The following is an 18,952-nucleotide window of genomic DNA, read 5'->3' on the forward strand; positions in this document are numbered from 1 at the left end:
AGGCTGCGGCGGGCATCCGACGGCAGGCGCTCCTGCGACGGGTGCTGCCGCGGCCATTCGCTGCCCGGTTCGGGCCGCTTACATCTTGGCGGGCGCGGACACGCCGAGCACCGCCAGACCGTTTTCGAGCACCTGCCGGGTCGCGGCGAGAAGCGCGGCGCGCGCATTGCGCGGCGCTTCGTCGTCGACCAGCACGCGCTCCGCATTGTAGAACGAGTGGAATTCGCCAGCGAGATCGCGCAGGTAGAACGCGACCGCGTGCGGCGCCAGCTCGTTTGCCGCGTGCGTGAGCATGTCCGGATACTCGGCCAGCTTCTGCATCAGCGACGCGGCTTGCGCGCTCGTCAGCTGCGACAGGTCGGCGCCCGGCAGTTGCGCCGCATCGACGTTGTAGCGCGACTTCAATTCGTTGAGCACCGAGCAGATCCGCGCATGCGCGTACTGGACGTAATAGACCGGGTTTTCGTCGTTCTGTTTCAGCGCGAGGTCGATGTCGAACACGAACTCGGTATCGGCCTTGCGCGAGATCAGGAAGAAACGCACCGCGTCGCGGCCGCGCGTGATGGTCGCTTCGTCGATCAGGTCGGGCGCCGCTTCCTGGCCCGCCGCCGCGCCGCCCGACCATTCGATCAGGTCGCGCACCGTCACGTAGCTGCCCGCGCGCTTCGAGATTTTCACTTCCTGGCCGTCGCGCATCACGGTGACCATCTTGTGCAGCACGTAGTCGGGGTAGCCCTTCGGGATCCCGACGTGCAGCCCCTGCAGGCCCGCGCGCACGCGCGCGATCGTGCCGTGGTGGTCCGAACCCTGGATGTTGATCACCTTCGTGAAGCCGCGCTCCCACTTCGTCACGTGGTAGGCGACGTCCGGCACGAAGTACGTGTACGTGCCGTCCGACTTGCGCATCACGCGATCCTTGTCGTCGCCTTCGTCGGTCGTGCGCAGCCACAGCGCGCCGTCCTGCTCGTAGGTCATGCCGGCCTTGATCAGCGCGTCGACCGTCTTCTCGACGCGGCCTTCGCTGTACAGCGACGACTCGAGGTAGTACTGGTCGAACTTCACGCCGAATGCCTGCAGGTCCATGTCCTGCTCGCGACGCAGGTACGTGACCGCGAACTTGCGGATCGCGTCGAGATCCTCGACATCGCCCGCGCCCTTGACCGGTTCGCCGTCCGACGCAGCGACCGTTTCGCCGTTCAGGTAGTCGCGTGCGATGTCGGCGATGTATTCGCCGTTGTACGCAGCTTCCGGCCAGCCCGCGTCGCCCGGCTTGAGGCCGCGTGCGCGCGCCTGCGTCGAGATCGCGAGGTTGCCGATCTGCACGCCGGCGTCGTTGTAGTAGAACTCGCGGTGCACCGCGTAGCCCTGGCTCGCGATCACGTTCGCGAGCACGTCGCCGAGCGCGGCCTGGCGGCCGTGGCCGACGTGCAGCGGGCCGGTCGGGTTTGCCGACACGAATTCGAGCAGCACTTGTTTGCCTTTCTCGCGATCCGACGTGCCGAACGCGCGGCCCTGGTCGAACACGGCGGCGATCACCGCCTGCTTCGCGGCGGCCGACAGGCGCAGGTTGATGAAGCCGGGGCCGGCGATCTCGGCGGCTTCGACGAGCCCTTGCGCGGCCGGCTGCGCGGTGAGCGCGGCGACGATCTGCTCGGCGAGCTGGCGCGGGTTCGCGCCGAGCGGCTTCGCGAGCTGCATCGCGACGTTGCACGCGACGTCGCCGTGCGCGGCGACCTTCGGGCGCTCCAGTGTGATGGCCGGGGCGACGAACGCGGCCGCGTCGGCGCCTTTCAGTGCGTGTGCGACCTGCTTGACGCTATCCGCGAGCAGGGCTTCGAGGGTCTGTTTGTGTGCTGGCAGCATGCTGGTAGAAGGCTTCGTTGGTGGCGGCCGGAAATGCGGGCCCGCCGGCGCGCTTTTTAAGCGCGCGTTTCAGGGATCGCAGAATTTTAACAGGTGCTAATATGCCGATCAGGCGGCCCGCGTCCGCGAGGCCGGACGCCTGTCTGCCGGCGTTCCCCAACCGCGCCGCGCAGGCACAACAAGATGAAAAGGGAATAGTCATGATTACGTTCAAGAGCAAGGCGGCACAGGATCTCGACGTGCTGAAGGATTTCGCCGTTTATGTGCTGGGCCTCGTCGGCAAGCCGCTGGGCGAGCGCGGCGTGATTACGCACGACGAACTGGACAGCGCGATCGCGAAGCTGGAAGGCGCCGTCGCGCAGGCGAAGCAGGAACGCGCCGAGCACGCCGGCCACTTCCATGAGGACCAGGACGACCACGCGCACCACGAATTGCCGCCGAACCTGGCGCAGCGCGTCGCGCCGTTCCTCATGATGCTGCGCGAAGCGAAGGACGGCCAGGCCGACGTGCACTGGGGTTTCTGAGCCTCCTGGCCCGGCAGTACGAAGGGTTGGCAAGGCAGGAAAAAGCCCGCTATCGAGCGGGCTTTTTCTTTTTGTCTGACCAAACGGGCGGCCGGCCGCCCGCGGGCGCGGATCAGAGTTGCGGCGCGAGCGCGCGGCGCGCGTCGTCGAGCGACAGCGCCATGCGCCGCGCGTAGTCCTCGAGTTGATCCTGCCCGATTTTGCCGACCGAAAAATACCGGCTGTCCGGATGCGCGAGGTAGAAGCCCGACACGCTCGCGGCCGGCAGCATCGCCAGCGAGTCGGTCACGCTCATGCCGATCTCGTCCGCGTGCAGCACATCGAACATGTTGCGCTTCACGAGGTGGTCGGGGCAGGCCGGGTAGCCGGGCGCCGGGCGGATGCCCGCGTACTTTTCCGCGATCAGCGCGTCGTTGTCGAGCGTCTCGCCGCTCGCGTAGCCCCACAGTTCGCGCCGCACGCGCGCGTGCAGCGCTTCCGCGAACGCTTCCGCGAAGCGGTCGGCGAGCGCCTTCAGCATGATCGCGCTGTAGTCGTCGAGATCGGCTTCGAACTGCTTTTCCTTCACGTCGACGCCGAGGCCGGCTGTTACCGCGAACATCCCGATGTAGTCGGCGACACCCGACTCCTTCGGTGCGATGAAGTCGGCGAGCGAGCGGTTCGGCCGCATCACGCCGTCGACCACCGGGCGCACGCTCTGCTGGCGCAGGTTGCGCCACGTGAGCAGCACTTCCGAGCGCGACTCGTCGCTGTAGATCTCGATGTCGTCGTCGTTGACGGTGTTCGCGGGCAGCAGCGCGATCACGCCGTTCGCGGTCAGCCAGCGGCCCTGGATCAGGCGCGCGAGCATCGATTTCGCGTCGGAGAACACGCGCCGCGCCGATTCGCCGACGATCTCGTCGTTCAGGATCGCCGGGTACGGGCCCGCGAGGTCCCACGTCTGGAAGAACGGGCCCCAGTCGATGTAGTTCGCGAGCTCGTTCAGGTCGTAGTTCTTGAACACGCGGCGGCCGATGAACTTCGGTTTCACGGGCGTGGTGTTCGCCCAGTCGACCTTGGTCTTGTTCGCGCGCGCGTCGGCAAGCGTCACCATCGGCTGCGCCTTGCGGTTCGCGTGCTGGTCGCGGATGCGCTCGTAGTCGGACTTCAGCTCGTCGAGATACTTCGTCGCGCCTTCGTCGGACAGCAGGCTCGACGCGACCGACACCGAGCGCGACGCGTCCGGCACGTAGACGACCGGGCCTTCGTAGTGCGGCGCGATCTTCACGGCCGTGTGCACGCGCGACGTCGTTGCGCCGCCGATCAGCAGCGGGATCTTCTTCACGCGGAAGTAGTCGTCGCGCTGCATTTCCGACGCGACGTACGCCATTTCCTCGAGGCTCGGCGTGATGAGGCCCGACAGCCCGATGATGTCCGCGCCCTCGACCTTCGCCTTCGCGAGGATCTCGTTGCACGGGACCATCACGCCCATGTTGACCACTTCGAAGTTGTTGCACTGGAGCACGACCGACACGATGTTCTTGCCGATGTCGTGCACGTCGCCCTTCACGGTCGCGATGACGATCTTGCCCTTCGCGCGCACGTCGCCGCCCGCTTCCGCGAGCAGGCGCTTTTCTTCCTCGATGAACGGGATCAGGTGCGCGACCGCCTGTTTCATCACGCGCGCCGACTTCACGACCTGCGGCAGGAACATCTTGCCCTGGCCGAACAGGTCGCCGACGACGTTCATCCCGTCCATCAGCGGGCCTTCGATCACGTTGATCGGGCGCCCGCCGGCCGCGGCGATCTTCGCGCGCGCTTCTTCCGTATCCTCGACGATGAAGTTCGTGATGCCGAGCACGAGCGCATGCGCGAGCCGCTTCTCGACCGGCTGGTTGCGCCACTCGAGGTTCTCTTCCTTCTTCGCGGCGCCGGTCTTGAACTTGTCGGCGATCTCGAGCAGGCGGTCGGTCGAATCGTCGCGGCGGTTCAGGATCACGTCCTCGACGCGCTCGCGCAGTTCCGGATCGAGGTCGGCATACACGCCGAGCTGGCCCGCGTTGACGATGCCCATGTCCATCCCCGCCTGGATCGCGTGGTACAGGAACACGGTGTGGATCGCCTCGCGCACCGGGTCGTTGCCGCGGAACGAGAACGACACGTTCGACACGCCGCCGCTCACCTTCGCGTACGGCAGGTTCTGCTTGATCCAGCGGGTCGCCTCGATGAAGTCGACCGCGTAGTTGTTGTGCTCTTCGATGCCGGTCGCGACCGCGAAGATGTTCGGGTCGAAGATGATGTCTTCCGGCGGGAAGCCGACTTCGTTCACGAGGAAGTTGTACGAACGCGTGCAGATCTCGGTCTTGCGCTCGTAGGTATCGGCCTGGCCGGTCTCGTCGAACGCCATCACGACGGCCGCCGCGCCGTAGCGACGGATCAGGTTCGCGTGGTGGCGGAACGCGTCCTCGCCTTCCTTCAACGAGATCGAGTTGACGATCGCCTTGCCCTGCACGCACTTCAGGCCGGCCTCGATCACGTCCCACTTCGACGAGTCGATCATGATCGGCACGCGCGCGATGTCCGGCTCCGACGCGATCAGGTTCAGGAAGCGCACCATCGCCGCCTTCGAATCGAGCATCGCCTCGTCCATGTTGATGTCGATCACCTGCGCGCCGTTCTCGACCTGCTGGCGCGCCACCGCGAGCGCCTCGTCGAACTGGCCGTTGAGGATCATCCGCGCGAACGCCTTCGAGCCGGTGACGTTGGTGCGTTCGCCGACGTTGATGAAGAGCGTCCCGGACGTGACGTTGAACGGCTCGAGGCCGGCGAGGCGCATCATGTGATCGGTCATGGCGGTGCGAATTCTGATGATGAAGGGCGTGGGGCGGTCGGGTCAGGCGTTGTCGCTGTCGCTGTACTGGTTTGGCCAGCGGCGCGGCTTCACGTCGGCGAGCGCCTTCGCGATCTCGGCGATGTGCTCGGGCGTCGTGCCGCAGCAGCCGCCCGCGAGGTTCACGAGCCCGGCCTGCGCGAATTCCTTCAGCAGGCCCGACGTGATGTCCGGCGTCTCGTCGAAGCCGGTTTCGGCCATCGGGTTCGGCAGGCCCGCGTTCGGGTAGCACGACACGTAGGTGTCGCACAGCTTCGCGAGCTCGGCGATGTACGGGCGCATCAGCGCCGCGCCGAGCGCGCAGTTCAGGCCGAACGTGAGCGGCTTCGCATGGCGCAGCGAGTTCCAGAACGCCTCGACCGTCTGGCCCGACAGGATCCGGCCGGAGGCATCCGTGACGGTGCCCGAGATCATGATCGGCAGGCGCTCGCCGGTGTCCTCGAACAACTCGTCGAGCGCGAAGAGGGCGGCCTTCGCGTTCAGCGTGTCGAAGATCGTCTCGACGAGGAACAGGTCGACGCCGCCGTCGAGCAGCGCCTTCGCCTGCTGGTAGTACGACGCGCGCAGCTCGTCGAACGTGACGTTGCGCGCGCCCGGGTCGTTGACGTCCGGCGAGATGCTCGCCGTCTTCGGCGTCGGCCCGATCGCGCCCGCGACGAAGCGCGGTTTGGCCGGAGTCGTGTATTTCGCGGCTGCCTCGCGCGCGAGCTTCGCCGATTGGAGGTTCATCTCGACGACGAGGTCTTCCATCTCGTAGTCGGCCTGCGCGACCGTCGTCGCGCCGAACGTGTTGGTCTCGACGATGTCCGCGCCGGCCGCGAAGTACTGGTCGTGGATCTCGCGGATGATCTGCGGCTGCGTGAGCGACAGCAGCTCGTTGTTGCCCTTGATGTCGCGCGGGAAATCCTTGAAGCGCTCGCCGCGATACGCGGCTTCGTCGAGCTTGTAGCGCTGGATCATCGTGCCCATCGCGCCGTCGAGGATCAGGATGCGCGATTTCAGCAGCGCGGGCAGTGCGGCGCCGCGCGTGTAGGGTGCGTCGAGCGGGGCGGAAGCGGCGAGAGGAGTCGCAGACATGGGCGAAAGACCGGCGAAGACGGGAAAAGCGTCATTGTAGCCGGTGCGCCTGGCCGCCGCCGGCCTCGCGCCGCGCCGGCCGGCCCGCCAAATGAAAACCCCCGCCAGGCGAACCGGGCGGGGGCATGATCGGAGTGCTCGCGGCGCCGCGTCGGTGCGCGGCGAATGGCCCGGCCGCGCGAGGCGCCGGGCCGCGGGTCGTCAGTGCAGCACGACGGGCATCATCATCAGGCTGTCGAATTGTCCGAGGAATTCGTCGACTTCGTCGAGCGACGGCTCATCCTCGATCAGTTGCTTCACGTGCGCGCGGAATCGTTCGGCAAGTTCGCCGTCGATGAAGATCTCGCGCTGCGCGTTCTTGTCGACGATTTCGTATCCGCCGGCATTCATCAGGTGATGGCCGGCCTGCGGCGCAAATTCGACGACGCAGTAGTTGGGGCTGTTGTAGATCATTTGCATGGCGGCACTCCTCTTCGCAGTGGCATCTGGCCTTGTTGTCCCTAGGTGGGGCGAGCCTTGCCGGTTTCAAGGGGCTTGCGCTGCACACCCCGTACCCGTTGCGTAGGGTGTATCGGTTAGAAGCCGATGTCTATGAAACGTTTCTCATTGTCTGCCGGTGTACTGAAATAGTTGTTAAAGAGTGTCATCGGCCATTTTGCGGAAATCTGTAATCGGTCGAAATTGCCGAATCGCGCGTGTGAGCGCGCGTGTTCACTGTGTGACAGGCGATGACGCCGGCGATGCAGCCGGTTGTGCCGGCGGTTGCACGGTGGCCGGCGGCGCGGGTTGTGCCGGTTCCGCGGCCGGTGCAGCCGATGCATCGGGCGTCGCCGCGCCGGCGGGCGTGTTCGTTGCGCCGCTGGCCGGCTCCGCGTCGGACGGTGTGCCCGGCGCTGTGAGGCTACCATGCCACAGCAATTCGATCTGCGCGCCGTTCGGCTCGGTCTGCACGAGCCGCGCGGGCAGCCAGCCGAGCGACGGCGCGAGCCACATGTCGATGCGGCGCGTGTCGCCGTCGCGCCGCGGCAGGCGCATGAAGTGCCGTGCCGCGATGATGCCGGTTTGCGTCTGCACCTGTTCGTCGCCGATCACGGTGATCGGCCAGGTCTCGCTGCTGTTGTTGTCGATCACGACGAACTGCTGCGTGACGCCCGGCTTGTACGCGGCAGGATTGCCGCGCACGAGACCCGACAACTGCATCAGCATGCTGAAGCGGTCCTGCACGCCGTCGGGCAGCGGCGCGTTGTTCGGCGTGCGCGTGAACACGACCTGCCGGATCTCGCGGTTGAAGATCGCGATGTCTTCCGGCCGTTTGCCGCGCTTCTCGACGTAACGGTCGGGCGCGACGCCGAATGCGTCGATGCGGCCCTCGCTGTGATAGGTGAACGGGCCGACGAACGGCACGGGCATCGACACCGACAGGTCGTAGGTGTGTCCGTCGTTGCGCCAGCGGATCGTGCCGATCATGTTCTGCATCCCGTTGTAGAACGTGTCGTACTGCAGGTCGCCGGGTGGCGGCGCGGCGAACTTCACGCCGTTCGTCGCGGGGCCCGGCGTCGCGGCGCTGCTGGCGCCGGCAGCCGGCGCGGCGTGCGTGCCCGATGCTCCCGGCACACCGCTCGCCGCGGACGCGGCGGCCGGCGGCGGTTCGCCGTGCTCGGCCGTCTGCGTCGACGTGAGGACCGGCGCCGGCGCGGGCTTCGGGGCGGCGGCCTGGGGCGCGGCTGGTGCGGGCGCGGCCGGATGCTCGGCCGGCTTCGGCGCGGGCGGCGCGGGCTGGCGCTCGATCGGTTGCGGTTTCAGCAGCTCGATCTGCACGGGGATCTCGGCGGGCGGCGGCGGCGTGAACGAGTCGCGGTTGCGCATCAGCCAGAACGCGGCGAGCGCGTGCAGCACCAGCACGACGACGACCGCGACGCCCACGCGCAACCAGCGGCGGGGCGGGGCGTGACTCGGGCGGATGTCGGCAGGCTGCATGGGCATCGGAACAGGATCGGGGCGGTCGCGTGACGTCGGGGCGCAGCGCGCCACAGGAATCGGACCGTCGGATGCGCCGCGCGTTCGCGGCGCGTGGCGTGTACCGGGTGCGTCAGGCGTCGCGCGCGTCGGGACTATAGCCGAGTTCGTAAGACAGTTTCTGCGCGCATGCGCGCAGCGCGGTGTCGATCTCGCCGCCCCACGCAATGTCGAAGGAGCCTTCCTGGCCGAGCGCGACGATCGCGAGCGCGAGTTCGCCGACCGCGTCGAACACGGGCATGCAGAATGCGTGGATCGTCGGCAGCAGCATCCCTTCGACGCGCGCGGCTTCGTGCTGGCGCACGTCGGCGAGCACCGCGTCGACTTCGTCGAGCGTGCGCGGGCCGCCGTGGTGCGGCGAGCGGCGCGTATCGGCGAGTTCGCGCTCGAGCATCGCGGCGGTCTTGCTGCGCGGCAGGTACGCGGCGAACAGCAGCCCGGTCGCGGAGCCGAGCAGCGGCATCACGTCGCCGAGCTTCAGCGATGCCTTCGCCGGATGGCTCGACTCCATCCAGTGCACGATCGTCGGCCCCTGGTTGCCCCACACCGCGATGCCGACCGTCTGGTCGAGGCGGTCGCGGAATTCGGTCAGCGCGATCCGCGCGAGCTTCACGCCGTCGACGCGCGCGAGCCGCGCGAGCCCCATCTGCAGTGCGAAGCCGCCGAGCTCGTAGCGTCCCGATACGGGATCCTGCGACACGACGCCGAGCCGCGAGAAGCTGACCAGGTAGCGGTGCGCCTTCGCAGGACTCATGCCCGCGCGCTGCGCGAGGTCGCGCAGCATCATCGCGCGCGGCTCGCTCGTCAGCACGTCGAGCAGGCGGAAGCCGACCTCGATCGACTGGATGCCGGAACGGAGCTTCTCGCCGTTCTCGCCGGAGGCGGCGTCGTCGGTGTCGGAGTCGGCGAGATCGTCGTCGGGAAGCTGGCTGGCGGGCATGGGCAACGGGTGCGCGAAAATGCGGCAAGGATCGGGGCGGAAACGGCGTGCGCGATCAGGCCGCGCCGCATGGATTCACCATCGTAAAATAGATTCCCTCCATCGTCACTACAACGGCAGATTCCCCTATGAAACTTGCTTCGCTGAAGGACGGCACGCGCGACGGCCAGCTGATCGTCGTATCGCGCGACCTGCACACCGCGGCGATCGCCGACGCGATCGCGCCGACGCTGCAGCGCGTCCTCGACGACTGGGCGTTCTACGCGCCGCAGCTGCGCGACCTGTACGACGCGCTGAACCACGGCCGCGCGCGCAATGCGTTCGCGTTCGATCCGGCCAACTGCATGGCGCCGCTGCCGCGCGCGTTCCAGTGGGCCGACGGCTCCGCGTACGTGAACCACGTCGAGCTCGTGCGCCGGGCGCGCGGCGCGGAGATGCCGCCCGAGTTCTGGACCGATCCGCTGATGTACCAGGGCGGCAGCGACGACTTCCTCGGCGCCCGCGACGACGTGGTCTGCCCGTCCGAGGAGTGGGGCATCGATTTCGAGGCGGAAGTCGCGGTGATCACCGGCGACGTGCCGATGAGCGTCTCGCCCGACGACGCGCTGAAGGCCGTGCGGCTCGTCACGCTGGTGAACGACGTGTCGCTGCGCAACCTGATTCCGGGCGAGCTCGCGAAGGGCTTCGGCTTCTTCCAGAGCAAGCCGGCCACCGCGTTCGCGCCGGTCGCCGTGACGCCCGACGAGCTCGGCGACGAATGGCGCGAAGGTCGCGTGCACCGCCCGATGATCGTCCACTGGAACGGCCGGAAGGTCGGCCAGCCCGATGCGGGCACCGACATGGTGTTCCACTTCGGCCAGCTGGTCGCGCACGCGGCGAAGACGCGCAACCTGCGCGCCGGCTCGATCGTCGGTTCGGGCACGGTGTCGAACAAGGATGCGAAGCGCGGCTACTGCTGCATCGCCGAGAAGCGCTGCCTCGAGACGATCGAGCACGGCGCGCCGCAGACGGAATTCATGCGCTACGGCGACACCGTGCGCATCGAGATGTTCGACGCGGCCGGCAAGTCGATCTTCGGCGCGATCGAGCAGTCGGTCGCCCCGCCCGACGGCGCGGCGTAAGCCGCGCGGCGCACGCGACCCACCCGCGAAACCCGGCCCCGGCCCGCGCGCCGGGTTTCGCCTGATGTTTGACCGCGCGGGCTTGGCTACACTCGACTCAAGAGCTAGGAGCAGCGCATGGCCAATCTCGCCCCGTACGGCGGTTACGAAGCACTGAAGGTGACGCGTCGCGATCATGGCGTGCTCGACATCGTGATGAGCGGCGAGGGCGCGAACCGCAGCGCTCTCGCGACCGCTAACGCGCGCATGCATCGCGAGCTCGCCGACATCTGGCGCGACGTCGACCGCGATCCCGACACGCGCGTCGCGGTGATCCGCGGCGAAGGCAAGGGCTTTTCGGCGGGGGGCGATCTCGCGCTCGTCGAGGACATGGCGAACGACTTCGACGTGCGCGCCCGCGTGTGGCGCGAGGCGCGCGACCTCGTCTACAACGTGATCAACTGCAGCAAGCCGATCGTGTCGGCGATGCACGGCCCGGCCGTCGGCGCGGGGCTCGTCGCCGGGCTGCTCGCCGACATCTCGATCGCCGCGAAGGATGCGCGCATCATCGACGGCCATACGCGGCTCGGCGTCGCGGCGGGCGATCACGCGGCGATCGTGTGGCCGCTGCTGTGCGGGATGGCGAAGGCGAAGTACTACCTGCTGCTGTGCGAGCCCGTGAGCGGCGAGGAGGCCGAGCGGATCGGCCTGGTCTCGCTCGCGGTCGAGCCGGCCGACCTGCTGCCGAAGGCGTATGAAGTGGCCGAGCGGCTCGCGCACGGTTCGCAGTCGGCGATCCGCTGGACCAAGTACGCGCTGAACAACTGGCTGCGCACGGCCGGGCCGACCTTCGACACGTCGCTCGCGCTCGAATTCATGGGTTTTTCGGGGCCCGACGTGCAGGAAGGCATCCGTTCGCTGCGCGAGCGGCGCCCGCCCGACTTCCCCGGCGACGCGCCGTTCTGACGCGCGTTATGATCGAACCACGCGCGGCTGCGCGACGCATGGCGGCCGCCTCGCTCCCCCAGTCAACCAGGATGCCCGTATGACGACCGATGCCTCCGGCGCCAACCCTTTCGCCGGCTTTGCCGGCTTCAAGCCCGCCGACATGATGGACCGGATGTGGGACATGATCCGGATGTCGCCGTTCGGCGGGATGACATCGTTTCCGGGCGCCACGCAAGGGCTGCCGCCGTCGCTGTCGAGCATGTCCGACATGATGTCGCCGCTCACGAGCGTCGAGGAACTCGACAAGCGGATCACCGATCTGCGCGCGGTCGAGCAGTGGCTGAAGCTCAATCTCGGGATGCTGCAGTCCGCGATCCAGGCGATCGAGGTGCAGCGCGCGACGCTCGCGACGCTGCGCGCGTTCGGCGCGTTCGCGCAAAGCTCGATGTCGGCGGCCGAGGAAGCGGCCGCCGCGGCCGCGCATGCGGCGAAAACCGCGCCGGCGTCGCCGGGCGATGCGTCGCCGGCGCCGAATGCCGCGGATGCGCCGCCGGCAGGTGACGCCGCGCAGGCCTTCGATCCGTCCGGCTGGTGGAACCTGCTGCAGTCGCAGTTCAACCAGCTCGCGAGCCTCGCGATGACGCAGCCGGGCACGCAGCCCGAGGCGCCGGGCGATGCGCCGCCGGAGAAGGCCGCCTCGCCGGAGAAGGCCGCGAAGCCGGCGCCGGCCGCCGCCGCGCCGCGCAAGCCCGCCGCGAAGCGTGCGAAGCCGTCCGGTTCGGCCGCGGTGCGTGCGGCGGCCACGTCGTCGCCCGAAACCCGTCCGCCGAAGCGCTCGACGTGACGCGGCGCAGCTAGCAGGTCGATCATGCGGCTCGCGCTCGTTCTGATGGGAGGCGGCGCGCGTGCCGCGTATCAGGTCGGCGTGCTGAAGGCGCTGGCCGAGATCGCGCGCGAGGCCGATCCGGACCGGCACACGCTGCCGTTCGCGGTGGTGTGCGGCTCGTCGGCCGGCGCGATCAACGCGACGTCGATCGCGAGCCACGCGGACGATTTTTCCCACGGCGTGCGGCGTTTGCTCGAATTCTGGGAGCCGTTGCGTGCCGACTACGTGTATCGCACCGACTGGCTCGGCATCGCGGCCGCCGGCGCGCGCTGGCTCGCGACGATGACCTTCGGCTGGGCGGCCCGCCGCTCGCCGCGCGGGCTGCTCGACAACGCGCCGCTTGCGCACCTGCTGCAGCGCGAGCTGAGTTTCCACCGGATCGAGGAGATGCTCGAGGCGCGCCTGCTGCACGCGCTCGCGGTGACGGCGCTCAGCTATTCGAGCGGGCGGCATCTCACGTTCTACCAGGCGGCCGAGCCGATCCAGGCGTGGCGGCGCGCGCAGCGTACCGCGCGGGCCGTCGACCTGTCGGCGTCGCACCTGCTCGCGTCGTCGGCGATTCCTTTCGTGTTCCCGGCGGTGCCGCTCGTGCTCGACGGGCAGATCGAGTACTTCGGCGACGGTTCGATCCGGCAGGTCGCGCCGCTGTCGCCGGCGATCCACTTCGGCGCGCACCGGATCGTCGTCGTCGGCGCGGCCGACCCGCGGCCCGAGATTCCGGCCGCGAACGGCGCCGGCCTGGTGCGCGGCTATCCGACGCTCGCGCAGATCGGCCAGCAGGTGCTCGCGAGCGTGTTCCTCGACTCGATCGGCTCGGACATCGAGCGGATCGAGCACATCAACCGGATGATCGAGCACCTGCCGCACCAGGTCGAGGTCGACAGCGGCTGGCGGCACGTCGACGTGCTCGCGATCGCGCCGTCCGAGCGCGTCGAGCTGATCGCCGCGAAGCACCTGAAGCAGATGCCGGCGGCGATGCGCGGGCTGCTCGGCGCGGTCGGCGGCAGCCAGCCGGCCGGCGCGTCGTTCGCGAGCTACCTGCTGTTCGAGGAGGCGTTCACGCGCGAACTGATCGAGCTCGGCTACCGCGACGGGCGCGCGCAGCGCGACACGCTCGCCGGCTGGATCGCGCAGGCGGACGGCGGCAGCGCGCCGGCCGCGGGCATGCCGCCGGAAGACGGGTTAGCGACAGGTGAAATACGGGTCTGATGCCTGCAAAGTGGCCGCGGAGCGCGCACGGTTGCGTTTTCGCGACGGTCGGCCGCGACCGATCGCCGCACGGCGATTGGCGGCGCGCGACCGGACGGGCGTCTCGGAACCGTCATGCACGCGTGCTATTATGGCCGCCGCCGTATACACCATATCGAGCAGCCCGCCGATCCGGCATCCGCACGGGCCCTTCGGGGAACCCGCCTGGGGCAGGGGACGGGCTCGCCAACGAGCCGGCCAGCGCCGGCCCCCACTCAGGCAAGCGCGGCCGGTTCTGTTCGAACGGAGCGTGGCTGCGGCGTGCCTAACGGCGGCGGCGCGGCCGCCCGGCCGCCGGACGCGGAATCAGCGTCCGGTCGGTCGGTTTCCCGCGTAAAATTACAGTCTTGGCTGCAAAAAGCGCGTCAGGCGCGCTTGCGCGGCAACAGTCACGTTTAGAGAAGTCGCATTGCGCAGAACAGGGGTGGGACCATCATGAACACGATGCTTTATCCGGAACTTTACAGGTCGCTCGAAGCCGTCCGCTGGGACATGGAGAAGGACATTCCGTGGGACAAGTTCGACGCTTCGCTGCTCACCGACGAGCAGGCGAAGACGATCAAGATGAACGCGATCACCGAATGGTCGGCGTTGCCCGCGACGGAAATGTTCCTGCGCGACAACCAGCACGACAGCGACTTTTCCGCGTTCATGAGCGTGTGGTTCTTCGAGGAGCAGAAGCATTCGCTCGTGCTGATGGAATACCTGCGCCGCTTCAAGCCGGAAATGGTGCCGACCGAGGAGGAGCTGCACGCGGTGCGCTTCCAGTTCGACCCGGCACCGCCGCTCGAGACGCTGATGCTGCACTTCTGCGGCGAGATCCGCCTGAACCACTGGTACCGTTGCGCGGCCGACTGGCACACCGAGCCCGTCATCAAGCAGATCTACGAAACGATCTCGCGCGATGAAGCGCGCCACGGCGGCGCGTACCTGCGCTACATGAAGAAGGCGCTGAACAACTGCGGCGACGTCGCGCGTGCCGCGTTCGCGAAGATCGGCGTGCTGATGGCGTCGGCGCGCCGTACCGAGAAGCCGCTGCACCCGACCAACCTGCACGTGAACCAGGCGCTGTTCCCCCGCGACACCGTGCAGTCGCGCCTGCCCGATCCGGAATGGCTCGAGCGCTGGCTCGACGAGCAGATCCGTTTCGACGGCGAATGGGAAAAGAAGGTTGTCGAGCGTATCCTGCACAACCTGTCGATCTTGTTCGAGCGCACGTTCGCGACCGCACAGGAACTGAACCGCTACCGCAAGGAAGTCACCGGCCGCCTGCAAGCCGAGAGCGGCCCGTCGTCGGCCGCGCAGCCGGCCTGAGGCCGGCAGGCGCCGCAGCCGGCGCGAGTCGCGCCGGCCGCGTTGCGCCGTTTTGCGTCCGTTGCATGAAGCCCGCCCGGCCGGTCCGGCGGGCTTTTTATCTGGCGCCGCCGCGTCCTGCCGTCTGGTCCGCCGCGCGCGCCGTCGTTCATTCCGTCCGACTTCCATCATGTCCGCCACCTTCGAACGCAAGCTGATCACCCGCGATGCCCTCGTCGCCCTGCGCGCGTCGCTGACGTCGCCCGTCGTGTTCACCAACGGCGTATTCGACATCCTGCACCGCGGCCACGTCACGTATCTCGCCGACGCGAAAGCGCTCGGCGCATGCCTGATCGTCGGCGTGAACAGCGATGCGTCGGTGCGCATGCTCGGCAAGGGCGACGACCGGCCGATCAATCGCGAGGACGACCGCGCGGCGCTGCTCGCGGCGCTGGAAAGCGTCGACTGGGTCGTGACGTTCGGGGAACAGACGCCCGTGTCGCTGATCGAGGCCGTCCGTCCGGACATCCTCGTGAAGGGCGGCGACTACGACATGGATGCGTTGCCGGAATCGGCGCTGGTGCGCGGCTGGGGCGGCCGCGCGCTGGCGATTCCGTTCGAGCACGACCGCTCGACCACCGCGTTGCTGAAGAAGGTGCGCGCGCAGCAGTCCTGAGCGCGGCCCGGCGCCGTCAGGGCGCGGACGCCGCGAGCGGCGCGGCCGTGATGGCCGGCGGCGCGATCGGGCCGCCTACCACGGGCTGGTCGGTCGCGTGCGCCAGCGGCGTCACGCGCAGCGCATCGGGCCGCACCTGCCGCGACAGCACGCCGGGTTCGCGCGGGCCGGCCGCCGGCAGCGGCCCGAACACGCCGCGCGCCACCACGAACGCAAGCATGTTGGCGAGAAAGAGAACAGCGATCAGCCAGCGCAGCATCGTCGAAACCCCTTGTCGTCATCGACGTCATTCACGTCATTCAGTCGGGCCGGCCGCATGGCCGGCTTTTTCATCGCTTTCGCCGACCGTTCGCGCAGGCCGCTGTCGCGGCGCCGCCCGTATCTCATCGTCATCATGACGCAGGCCCGCCCGGGCTTGCGTCGCCGCGCGCCGGCGCGATGCCGGCGCCTTTCCGTCAATCCTGCGCCGCTGCGTCCGCGGCAATCAGTGCGAGCCCGGACAGGATCAGCGCGTCGTGCCGCGTATGCGGCACCGTCAGCGCACGCGCGACGTCGTCCGCCGCGCCGCCTGCCAGCACGAGCCGCACGGGAGCCTGCCACGCATCGGCGAGGTCGCGCCATGCGCGCTCGATCAGCCCGGCCTGCGCGTACAGGCAGCCGGCCGACAGCGAGCGCGGCGTATCGACCTGGAACGGTTCGGCCCGCGCGCCCGCGAGCAGCCCGCTCGCGATATCGGTCGTCAGCGTCGGCAACTGCGCGGTGTGCGTGCCGAGCGCGCGCATCATCAGTGCCCAGCCCGGCGCGATCAGCCCGCCCGTGAAGCGGCCGTCCGCGCGCAGTGCCTCGAGCGTCGTCGCGGTGCCGAATGTCGCGATCAGCAGGTGCTCGCCCGGAAATGCCGCGTGCGCGCCGATCAGGCCGGCCCAGCGGTCGCTGCCGAGCTGCTCCGGCGTCGTATAGCCGTTGGTCACACCGCATTGCGCAGGCCGCGAGCGTATCGTCGTGCGCGGCAGGCCCGGCCAGCGCGCGTCGAGCAGCGCGTCGATCCGTGCGGCCACGTCGGCGCCCGCGACGTTCGAGATCCATGCGCCGCGCGGACGCGGCAGGTTCGACCAGTCGGGATCGGCGCCGCCGTCGCGCGCGTGGCCGAACGCGCCCGTATCGACGAGCGTGCGCTGCGCATCCGCGAGCGCCCACTTGATCCGGCTGTTGCCGGCGTCGATCAGCAGATGCGGCTCGCTCATTGCGCTTCGCGCAGCGACACGTCGCCGGCCGCGATCGCCTGCACGCCGTTCGGCGTGTCGAGCAGCAACTGGCCGGTCGCATCGATGCCCGTCGCGATGCCGCGCACGCGTTCGACGCCCTGTTCGAGCAGGACGACTTCGCGCCCCGCGTATGCATGCAGCGCGTGCCAGCGCGGCAGGAACGGTGCGAGCCCGTGAGCGCCGAACTGCGCGAGCGCGGGCGTGAGTGCGTTCAGCGACGCGGCGAGCGTGTCGGTGAGGTTGGCCGATGCGCATGCGATCGACAGCGCGGCGGGCGGCAGCCCGCTCGCGAGTGCTGCTTCGCGCGCGCGCAGCGCATCGACCTGCGCGGCGATGGCTTCCGCGCCGCGCACGTTGATGCCGAAGCCGATCACGACGGCGGTCGCGTTGGCGGTGGTCCAGACGGTTTCGATCAGGATCCCGGCGAGCTTGCCGACGATGCGCGGCGTGCTGTCGTCGGTGGCCGTCAGCAGCAGGTCGTTCGGCCATTTGAGCGCGACGCGCGTGCGGGCGTCGAGCGGCAGCGTGGCCAGCCCTTCGGCGAGCGCGACGCCGATCGCGATGCTGAGGCCGCCGAGCGCGGCGACGGGGCGCGGCACGATGCAGCCGACCGAGCACAGCAGCGCGTTGCCGGGCTGCGCGAACCACGGGCGGCCCTGCCGGCCGCGGCCGGCCGTCTGCTCGAACGCAACGCGCACGAGCGGCGCGGGCAACGCGCTCGCGCTGCGCGGCAGCGCCTTGAGCCGCGTCGCGACGTCGGCGTTGGTCGAGCCGGTGGCGGCGACGATGTCGAGCGGCCACGCGCGCGGCGCGGCGTCCAGGTGCGCCTCGAGCCGGTTGCGCGCGATGTGCGCGTCCCCGGAATCGGGCGTGTCGGAGGAGGTGGGGGCGTTCATGGCGCCTATTGTAGCGACAGGGGGCGATGGCGCGTGTTGGGCGGTGCGCGGTACACGGGGCGACGCGCGGTGACCCGCATGCGAATGGCGCCGTCGCGTGCCGCTTAGTGCTTTTCCATCCGCTCCAGCGCGTTGATGTATTCCTCAGACGTCATTTCGCAGGCGAGCAGCGTTTTGCCCTTCAGCGCCGGGCCCTGACGGGCCGACACGAGGATCAGCGCGCCTCCCGGCCCGCGGGCCGTCAGCCGGCGCGAATAGCCGATGGACGACGCGCCCGGCAGGCGGCCTTTCTCGGGGGCGAGCTGGTAGCGTCGGGCGAGCCGATCGGCCGATGCGGTTCGGCCGGATGACGGCCCGGCGACCGGCGACCGGAGCGCGCGCCCCGCGATCGATTCCGCTTGCGGGCGATCGATGCGCGAGGCGTCGGGTCGGGCGTGTCAGGCAACTGCCGGCCCGCTGGTTCGCGCGCGCGTGTCCTGGCCGAACCGCCGTTACGGCGCCACAACCGGATGCTTCAGCGCGTGCGCGGTCTCGATCCACTGCGCGTGGAACTCGTCCGCGTCGGGCCGGAGCCCGAGCTCGCCGTTGCGATAGGCCATCGCAAGCGTCTGCACGGCTTCCGGCAGCTCGTGCTCGGCGGCCCGGCGATACAGCGCGAGCGCGCGGGCATCGTCGCGCGGCACGCCGCTGCCGTCGCGGTACGCGTTCGCGAGCATGAAGTCGGCGGCCGGGATGTCCGCGCGCGACGCGATCTCGAACCAGTGCGCGGCCTGCACGGGATCGGCGGCGATGCCGTAGCCGCTGCGATAGATCAGCCCGAGGTAATACGCGGCGGCCGGGTCGCCCTGTCCGGCCGCTTCGCCGAGCAGCGCGCGTGCGCGTGCGTAGTCCTTCGGGATGTCGCCGCTACCGAGCAGCATCGCCTTGCCGAGCGCGAGCTGCGCGCGCGTTGCAGCCGGCGCGTCGGCACGGCCGCCCGCCTGAGCGGCGGTTTCGAGCCACCCGCGTCCCTCGTCGCGCAGCCCCGGTTCGCGCGCGTCGACGAGCGCGATGCCGAGCGCCGCCTGCGCGGCGCCCGAGCCGCGGCGCGCGAGGGTACGCAGTTGCGCGAGCGCGTGCGGCTCGGTGGCCTGCGTGACCATCGCCTGCCACTCGTCGAGCTGGGCGGCGCTCGGCGCGGGGCCGGCGCCGCGCAGGCCGGTCGCCGCGACGACGGCCGCGGCGGCCGCGACGGTCACGGCCGCCGCCGCGAGCAGCGCGGCCGGCGGGAGTTTCGCGCGCAGCAGGCGCCGCGCGGCGGCGGCGAAGCCGGTTTCGGCCGGCCGCATCGTCCGGATCGGTTGCATCGCGT

General features: G+C 69.4%; 17 protein-coding genes. 7 read left to right on the forward strand and 10 right to left on the reverse strand.

Annotation, left to right across the window (positions count from 1 at the left end; genetic code table 11):
* Window positions 1-78: 78 nt before the first annotated feature.
* On the reverse strand, window positions 79-1,863 hold the full coding sequence (gene argS / locus BFF94_RS22755) for an arginine--tRNA ligase (RefSeq protein ID WP_219139872.1): 1,785 nt from the start codon (window positions 1,861-1,863) through the stop codon (window positions 79-81).
* Window positions 1,864-2,063: 200 nt separating this feature from the next.
* On the opposite strand from argS, the gene BFF94_RS22760 reads away from it, so the two are divergent.
* Window positions 2,064-2,387: a DUF1840 domain-containing protein gene (locus tag BFF94_RS22760; RefSeq protein WP_128843412.1), complete on the forward strand. Its 324-nt coding sequence runs from the start codon at window positions 2,064-2,066 to the stop codon at window positions 2,385-2,387.
* Window positions 2,388-2,499: 112 nt separating this feature from the next.
* On the opposite strand, the gene metH is transcribed toward BFF94_RS22760, so the two are convergent.
* The 5 genes from metH to BFF94_RS22785 all read right to left on the reverse strand — a co-directional run bounded on the left by metH (window position 2,500) and on the right by BFF94_RS22785 (window position 9,289).
* The gene (gene metH, locus BFF94_RS22765; RefSeq protein WP_162285544.1) at window positions 2,500-5,217 is read right to left on the reverse strand and encodes a methionine synthase; all 2,718 of its coding nucleotides are present in this window, start codon (window positions 5,215-5,217) and stop codon (window positions 2,500-2,502) included.
* A 42-nt stretch (window positions 5,218-5,259) separates the two neighbouring features.
* Window positions 5,260-6,333: a homocysteine S-methyltransferase family protein gene (locus BFF94_RS22770; protein WP_128843411.1), complete on the reverse strand. Its 1,074-nt coding sequence runs from the start codon at window positions 6,331-6,333 to the stop codon at window positions 5,260-5,262.
* A gap of 201 nt (window positions 6,334-6,534) precedes the next feature.
* The gene (locus BFF94_RS22775; RefSeq protein ID WP_006477667.1) at window positions 6,535-6,792 is read right to left on the reverse strand and encodes a BTH_I0359 family protein; all 258 of its coding nucleotides are present in this window, start codon (window positions 6,790-6,792) and stop codon (window positions 6,535-6,537) included.
* 252 nt (window positions 6,793-7,044) lie between these two features.
* Window positions 7,045-8,316: a DUF3108 domain-containing protein gene (locus tag BFF94_RS22780; RefSeq protein WP_219139873.1), complete on the reverse strand. Its 1,272-nt coding sequence runs from the start codon at window positions 8,314-8,316 to the stop codon at window positions 7,045-7,047.
* A gap of 106 nt (window positions 8,317-8,422) precedes the next feature.
* On the reverse strand, window positions 8,423-9,289 hold the full coding sequence (locus tag BFF94_RS22785) for an IclR family transcriptional regulator (RefSeq protein ID WP_128844848.1): 867 nt from the start codon (window positions 9,287-9,289) through the stop codon (window positions 8,423-8,425).
* Between the two features lie 128 nt (window positions 9,290-9,417).
* Here BFF94_RS22785 and BFF94_RS22790 point away from each other — a divergent pair, with 128 nt between their 5' ends.
* The 6 genes from BFF94_RS22790 (at window position 9,418) to rfaE2 (ending at window position 15,440) form a co-directional block, all read left to right on the forward strand.
* Window positions 9,418-10,410: a fumarylacetoacetate hydrolase family protein gene (locus tag BFF94_RS22790; RefSeq protein WP_128844842.1), complete on the forward strand. Its 993-nt coding sequence runs from the start codon at window positions 9,418-9,420 to the stop codon at window positions 10,408-10,410.
* Between the two features lie 117 nt (window positions 10,411-10,527).
* Window positions 10,528-11,355, forward strand: a complete 828-nt coding sequence (locus BFF94_RS22795) for an enoyl-CoA hydratase/isomerase family protein (RefSeq protein WP_128844844.1) — start codon at window positions 10,528-10,530, stop codon at window positions 11,353-11,355.
* Between the two features lie 79 nt (window positions 11,356-11,434).
* Window positions 11,435-12,181 (forward strand): PhaM family polyhydroxyalkanoate granule multifunctional regulatory protein, encoded by a 747-nt coding sequence (locus BFF94_RS22800; protein WP_219139874.1) that lies wholly within the window; start codon window positions 11,435-11,437, stop codon window positions 12,179-12,181.
* 24 nt (window positions 12,182-12,205) lie between these two features.
* Window positions 12,206-13,432 carry a patatin-like phospholipase family protein gene (locus BFF94_RS22805; protein WP_219139875.1) on the forward strand — a complete coding sequence of 409 codons (1,227 nt, stop codon included), beginning with the start codon at window positions 12,206-12,208 and terminating at the stop codon, window positions 13,430-13,432.
* A 474-nt stretch (window positions 13,433-13,906) separates the two neighbouring features.
* Window positions 13,907-14,785 carry a ferritin family protein gene (locus tag BFF94_RS22810; protein ID WP_011353352.1) on the forward strand — a complete coding sequence of 293 codons (879 nt, stop codon included), beginning with the start codon at window positions 13,907-13,909 and terminating at the stop codon, window positions 14,783-14,785.
* Window positions 14,786-14,954: 169 nt separating this feature from the next.
* Complete coding sequence (gene rfaE2 / locus BFF94_RS22815; protein WP_128844846.1) at window positions 14,955-15,440, forward strand: D-glycero-beta-D-manno-heptose 1-phosphate adenylyltransferase; 486 nt, start codon at window positions 14,955-14,957, stop codon at window positions 15,438-15,440.
* A 16-nt stretch (window positions 15,441-15,456) separates the two neighbouring features.
* On the opposite strand, the gene BFF94_RS22820 is transcribed toward rfaE2, so the two are convergent.
* The 4 genes from BFF94_RS22820 to BFF94_RS22835 all read right to left on the reverse strand — a co-directional run bounded on the left by BFF94_RS22820 (window position 15,457) and on the right by BFF94_RS22835 (window position 18,947).
* Window positions 15,457-15,699, reverse strand: a complete 243-nt coding sequence (locus BFF94_RS22820; protein WP_219139876.1) for a hypothetical protein — start codon at window positions 15,697-15,699, stop codon at window positions 15,457-15,459.
* Window positions 15,700-15,895: 196 nt separating this feature from the next.
* Window positions 15,896-16,684 carry a type III pantothenate kinase gene (locus BFF94_RS22825; protein WP_219139877.1) on the reverse strand — a complete coding sequence of 263 codons (789 nt, stop codon included), beginning with the start codon at window positions 16,682-16,684 and terminating at the stop codon, window positions 15,896-15,898.
* The gene (locus tag BFF94_RS22830; RefSeq protein WP_219139878.1) at window positions 16,681-17,601 is read right to left on the reverse strand and encodes a biotin--[acetyl-CoA-carboxylase] ligase; all 921 of its coding nucleotides are present in this window, start codon (window positions 17,599-17,601) and stop codon (window positions 16,681-16,683) included. Before BFF94_RS22830 ends, BFF94_RS22825 begins: the two co-directional genes overlap by 4 nt.
* 491 nt (window positions 17,602-18,092) lie before the next feature.
* Entirely contained in the window at window positions 18,093-18,947 is an 855-nt protein-coding gene (locus BFF94_RS22835; protein WP_219139879.1) for a tetratricopeptide repeat protein, read from the reverse strand.
* Between the last annotated feature and the right edge of the window lie 5 nt (window positions 18,948-18,952).

Origin of the sequence: Burkholderia catarinensis (assembly GCF_001883705.2) — a bacterium.
Classification (GTDB): domain Bacteria; phylum Pseudomonadota; class Gammaproteobacteria; order Burkholderiales; family Burkholderiaceae; genus Burkholderia; species Burkholderia catarinensis.

What these genes read in the sequence shown, in the direction of transcription:
- argS (WP_219139872.1), bottom strand. Translation starts at nt 1,863, where the DNA reads ATGCTGCCAGCACACAAACAGACCCTCGAAGCCCTGCTCGCGGATAGC.
- BFF94_RS22760 (WP_128843412.1), top strand. Translation starts at nt 2,064, where the DNA reads ATGATTACGTTCAAGAGCAAGGCGGCACAGGATCTCGACGTGCTGAAG.
- metH (WP_162285544.1), bottom strand. Translation starts at nt 5,217, where the DNA reads ATGACCGATCACATGATGCGCCTCGCCGGCCTCGAGCCGTTCAACGTC.
- BFF94_RS22770 (WP_128843411.1), bottom strand. Translation starts at nt 6,333, where the DNA reads ATGTCTGCGACTCCTCTCGCCGCTTCCGCCCCGCTCGACGCACCCTAC.
- BFF94_RS22775 (WP_006477667.1), bottom strand. Translation starts at nt 6,792, where the DNA reads ATGCAAATGATCTACAACAGCCCCAACTACTGCGTCGTCGAATTTGCG.
- BFF94_RS22780 (WP_219139873.1), bottom strand. Translation starts at nt 8,316, where the DNA reads ATGCCCATGCAGCCTGCCGACATCCGCCCGAGTCACGCCCCGCCCCGC.
- BFF94_RS22785 (WP_128844848.1), bottom strand. Translation starts at nt 9,289, where the DNA reads ATGCCCGCCAGCCAGCTTCCCGACGACGATCTCGCCGACTCCGACACC.
- BFF94_RS22790 (WP_128844842.1), top strand. Translation starts at nt 9,418, where the DNA reads ATGAAACTTGCTTCGCTGAAGGACGGCACGCGCGACGGCCAGCTGATC.
- BFF94_RS22795 (WP_128844844.1), top strand. Translation starts at nt 10,528, where the DNA reads ATGGCCAATCTCGCCCCGTACGGCGGTTACGAAGCACTGAAGGTGACG.
- BFF94_RS22800 (WP_219139874.1), top strand. Translation starts at nt 11,435, where the DNA reads ATGACGACCGATGCCTCCGGCGCCAACCCTTTCGCCGGCTTTGCCGGC.
- BFF94_RS22805 (WP_219139875.1), top strand. Translation starts at nt 12,206, where the DNA reads ATGCGGCTCGCGCTCGTTCTGATGGGAGGCGGCGCGCGTGCCGCGTAT.
- BFF94_RS22810 (WP_011353352.1), top strand. Translation starts at nt 13,907, where the DNA reads ATGAACACGATGCTTTATCCGGAACTTTACAGGTCGCTCGAAGCCGTC.
- rfaE2 (WP_128844846.1), top strand. Translation starts at nt 14,955, where the DNA reads ATGTCCGCCACCTTCGAACGCAAGCTGATCACCCGCGATGCCCTCGTC.
- BFF94_RS22820 (WP_219139876.1), bottom strand. Translation starts at nt 15,699, where the DNA reads ATGCTGCGCTGGCTGATCGCTGTTCTCTTTCTCGCCAACATGCTTGCG.
- BFF94_RS22825 (WP_219139877.1), bottom strand. Translation starts at nt 16,684, where the DNA reads ATGAGCGAGCCGCATCTGCTGATCGACGCCGGCAACAGCCGGATCAAG.
- BFF94_RS22830 (WP_219139878.1), bottom strand. Translation starts at nt 17,601, where the DNA reads ATGAACGCCCCCACCTCCTCCGACACGCCCGATTCCGGGGACGCGCAC.
- BFF94_RS22835 (WP_219139879.1), bottom strand. Translation starts at nt 18,947, where the DNA reads ATGCAACCGATCCGGACGATGCGGCCGGCCGAAACCGGCTTCGCCGCC.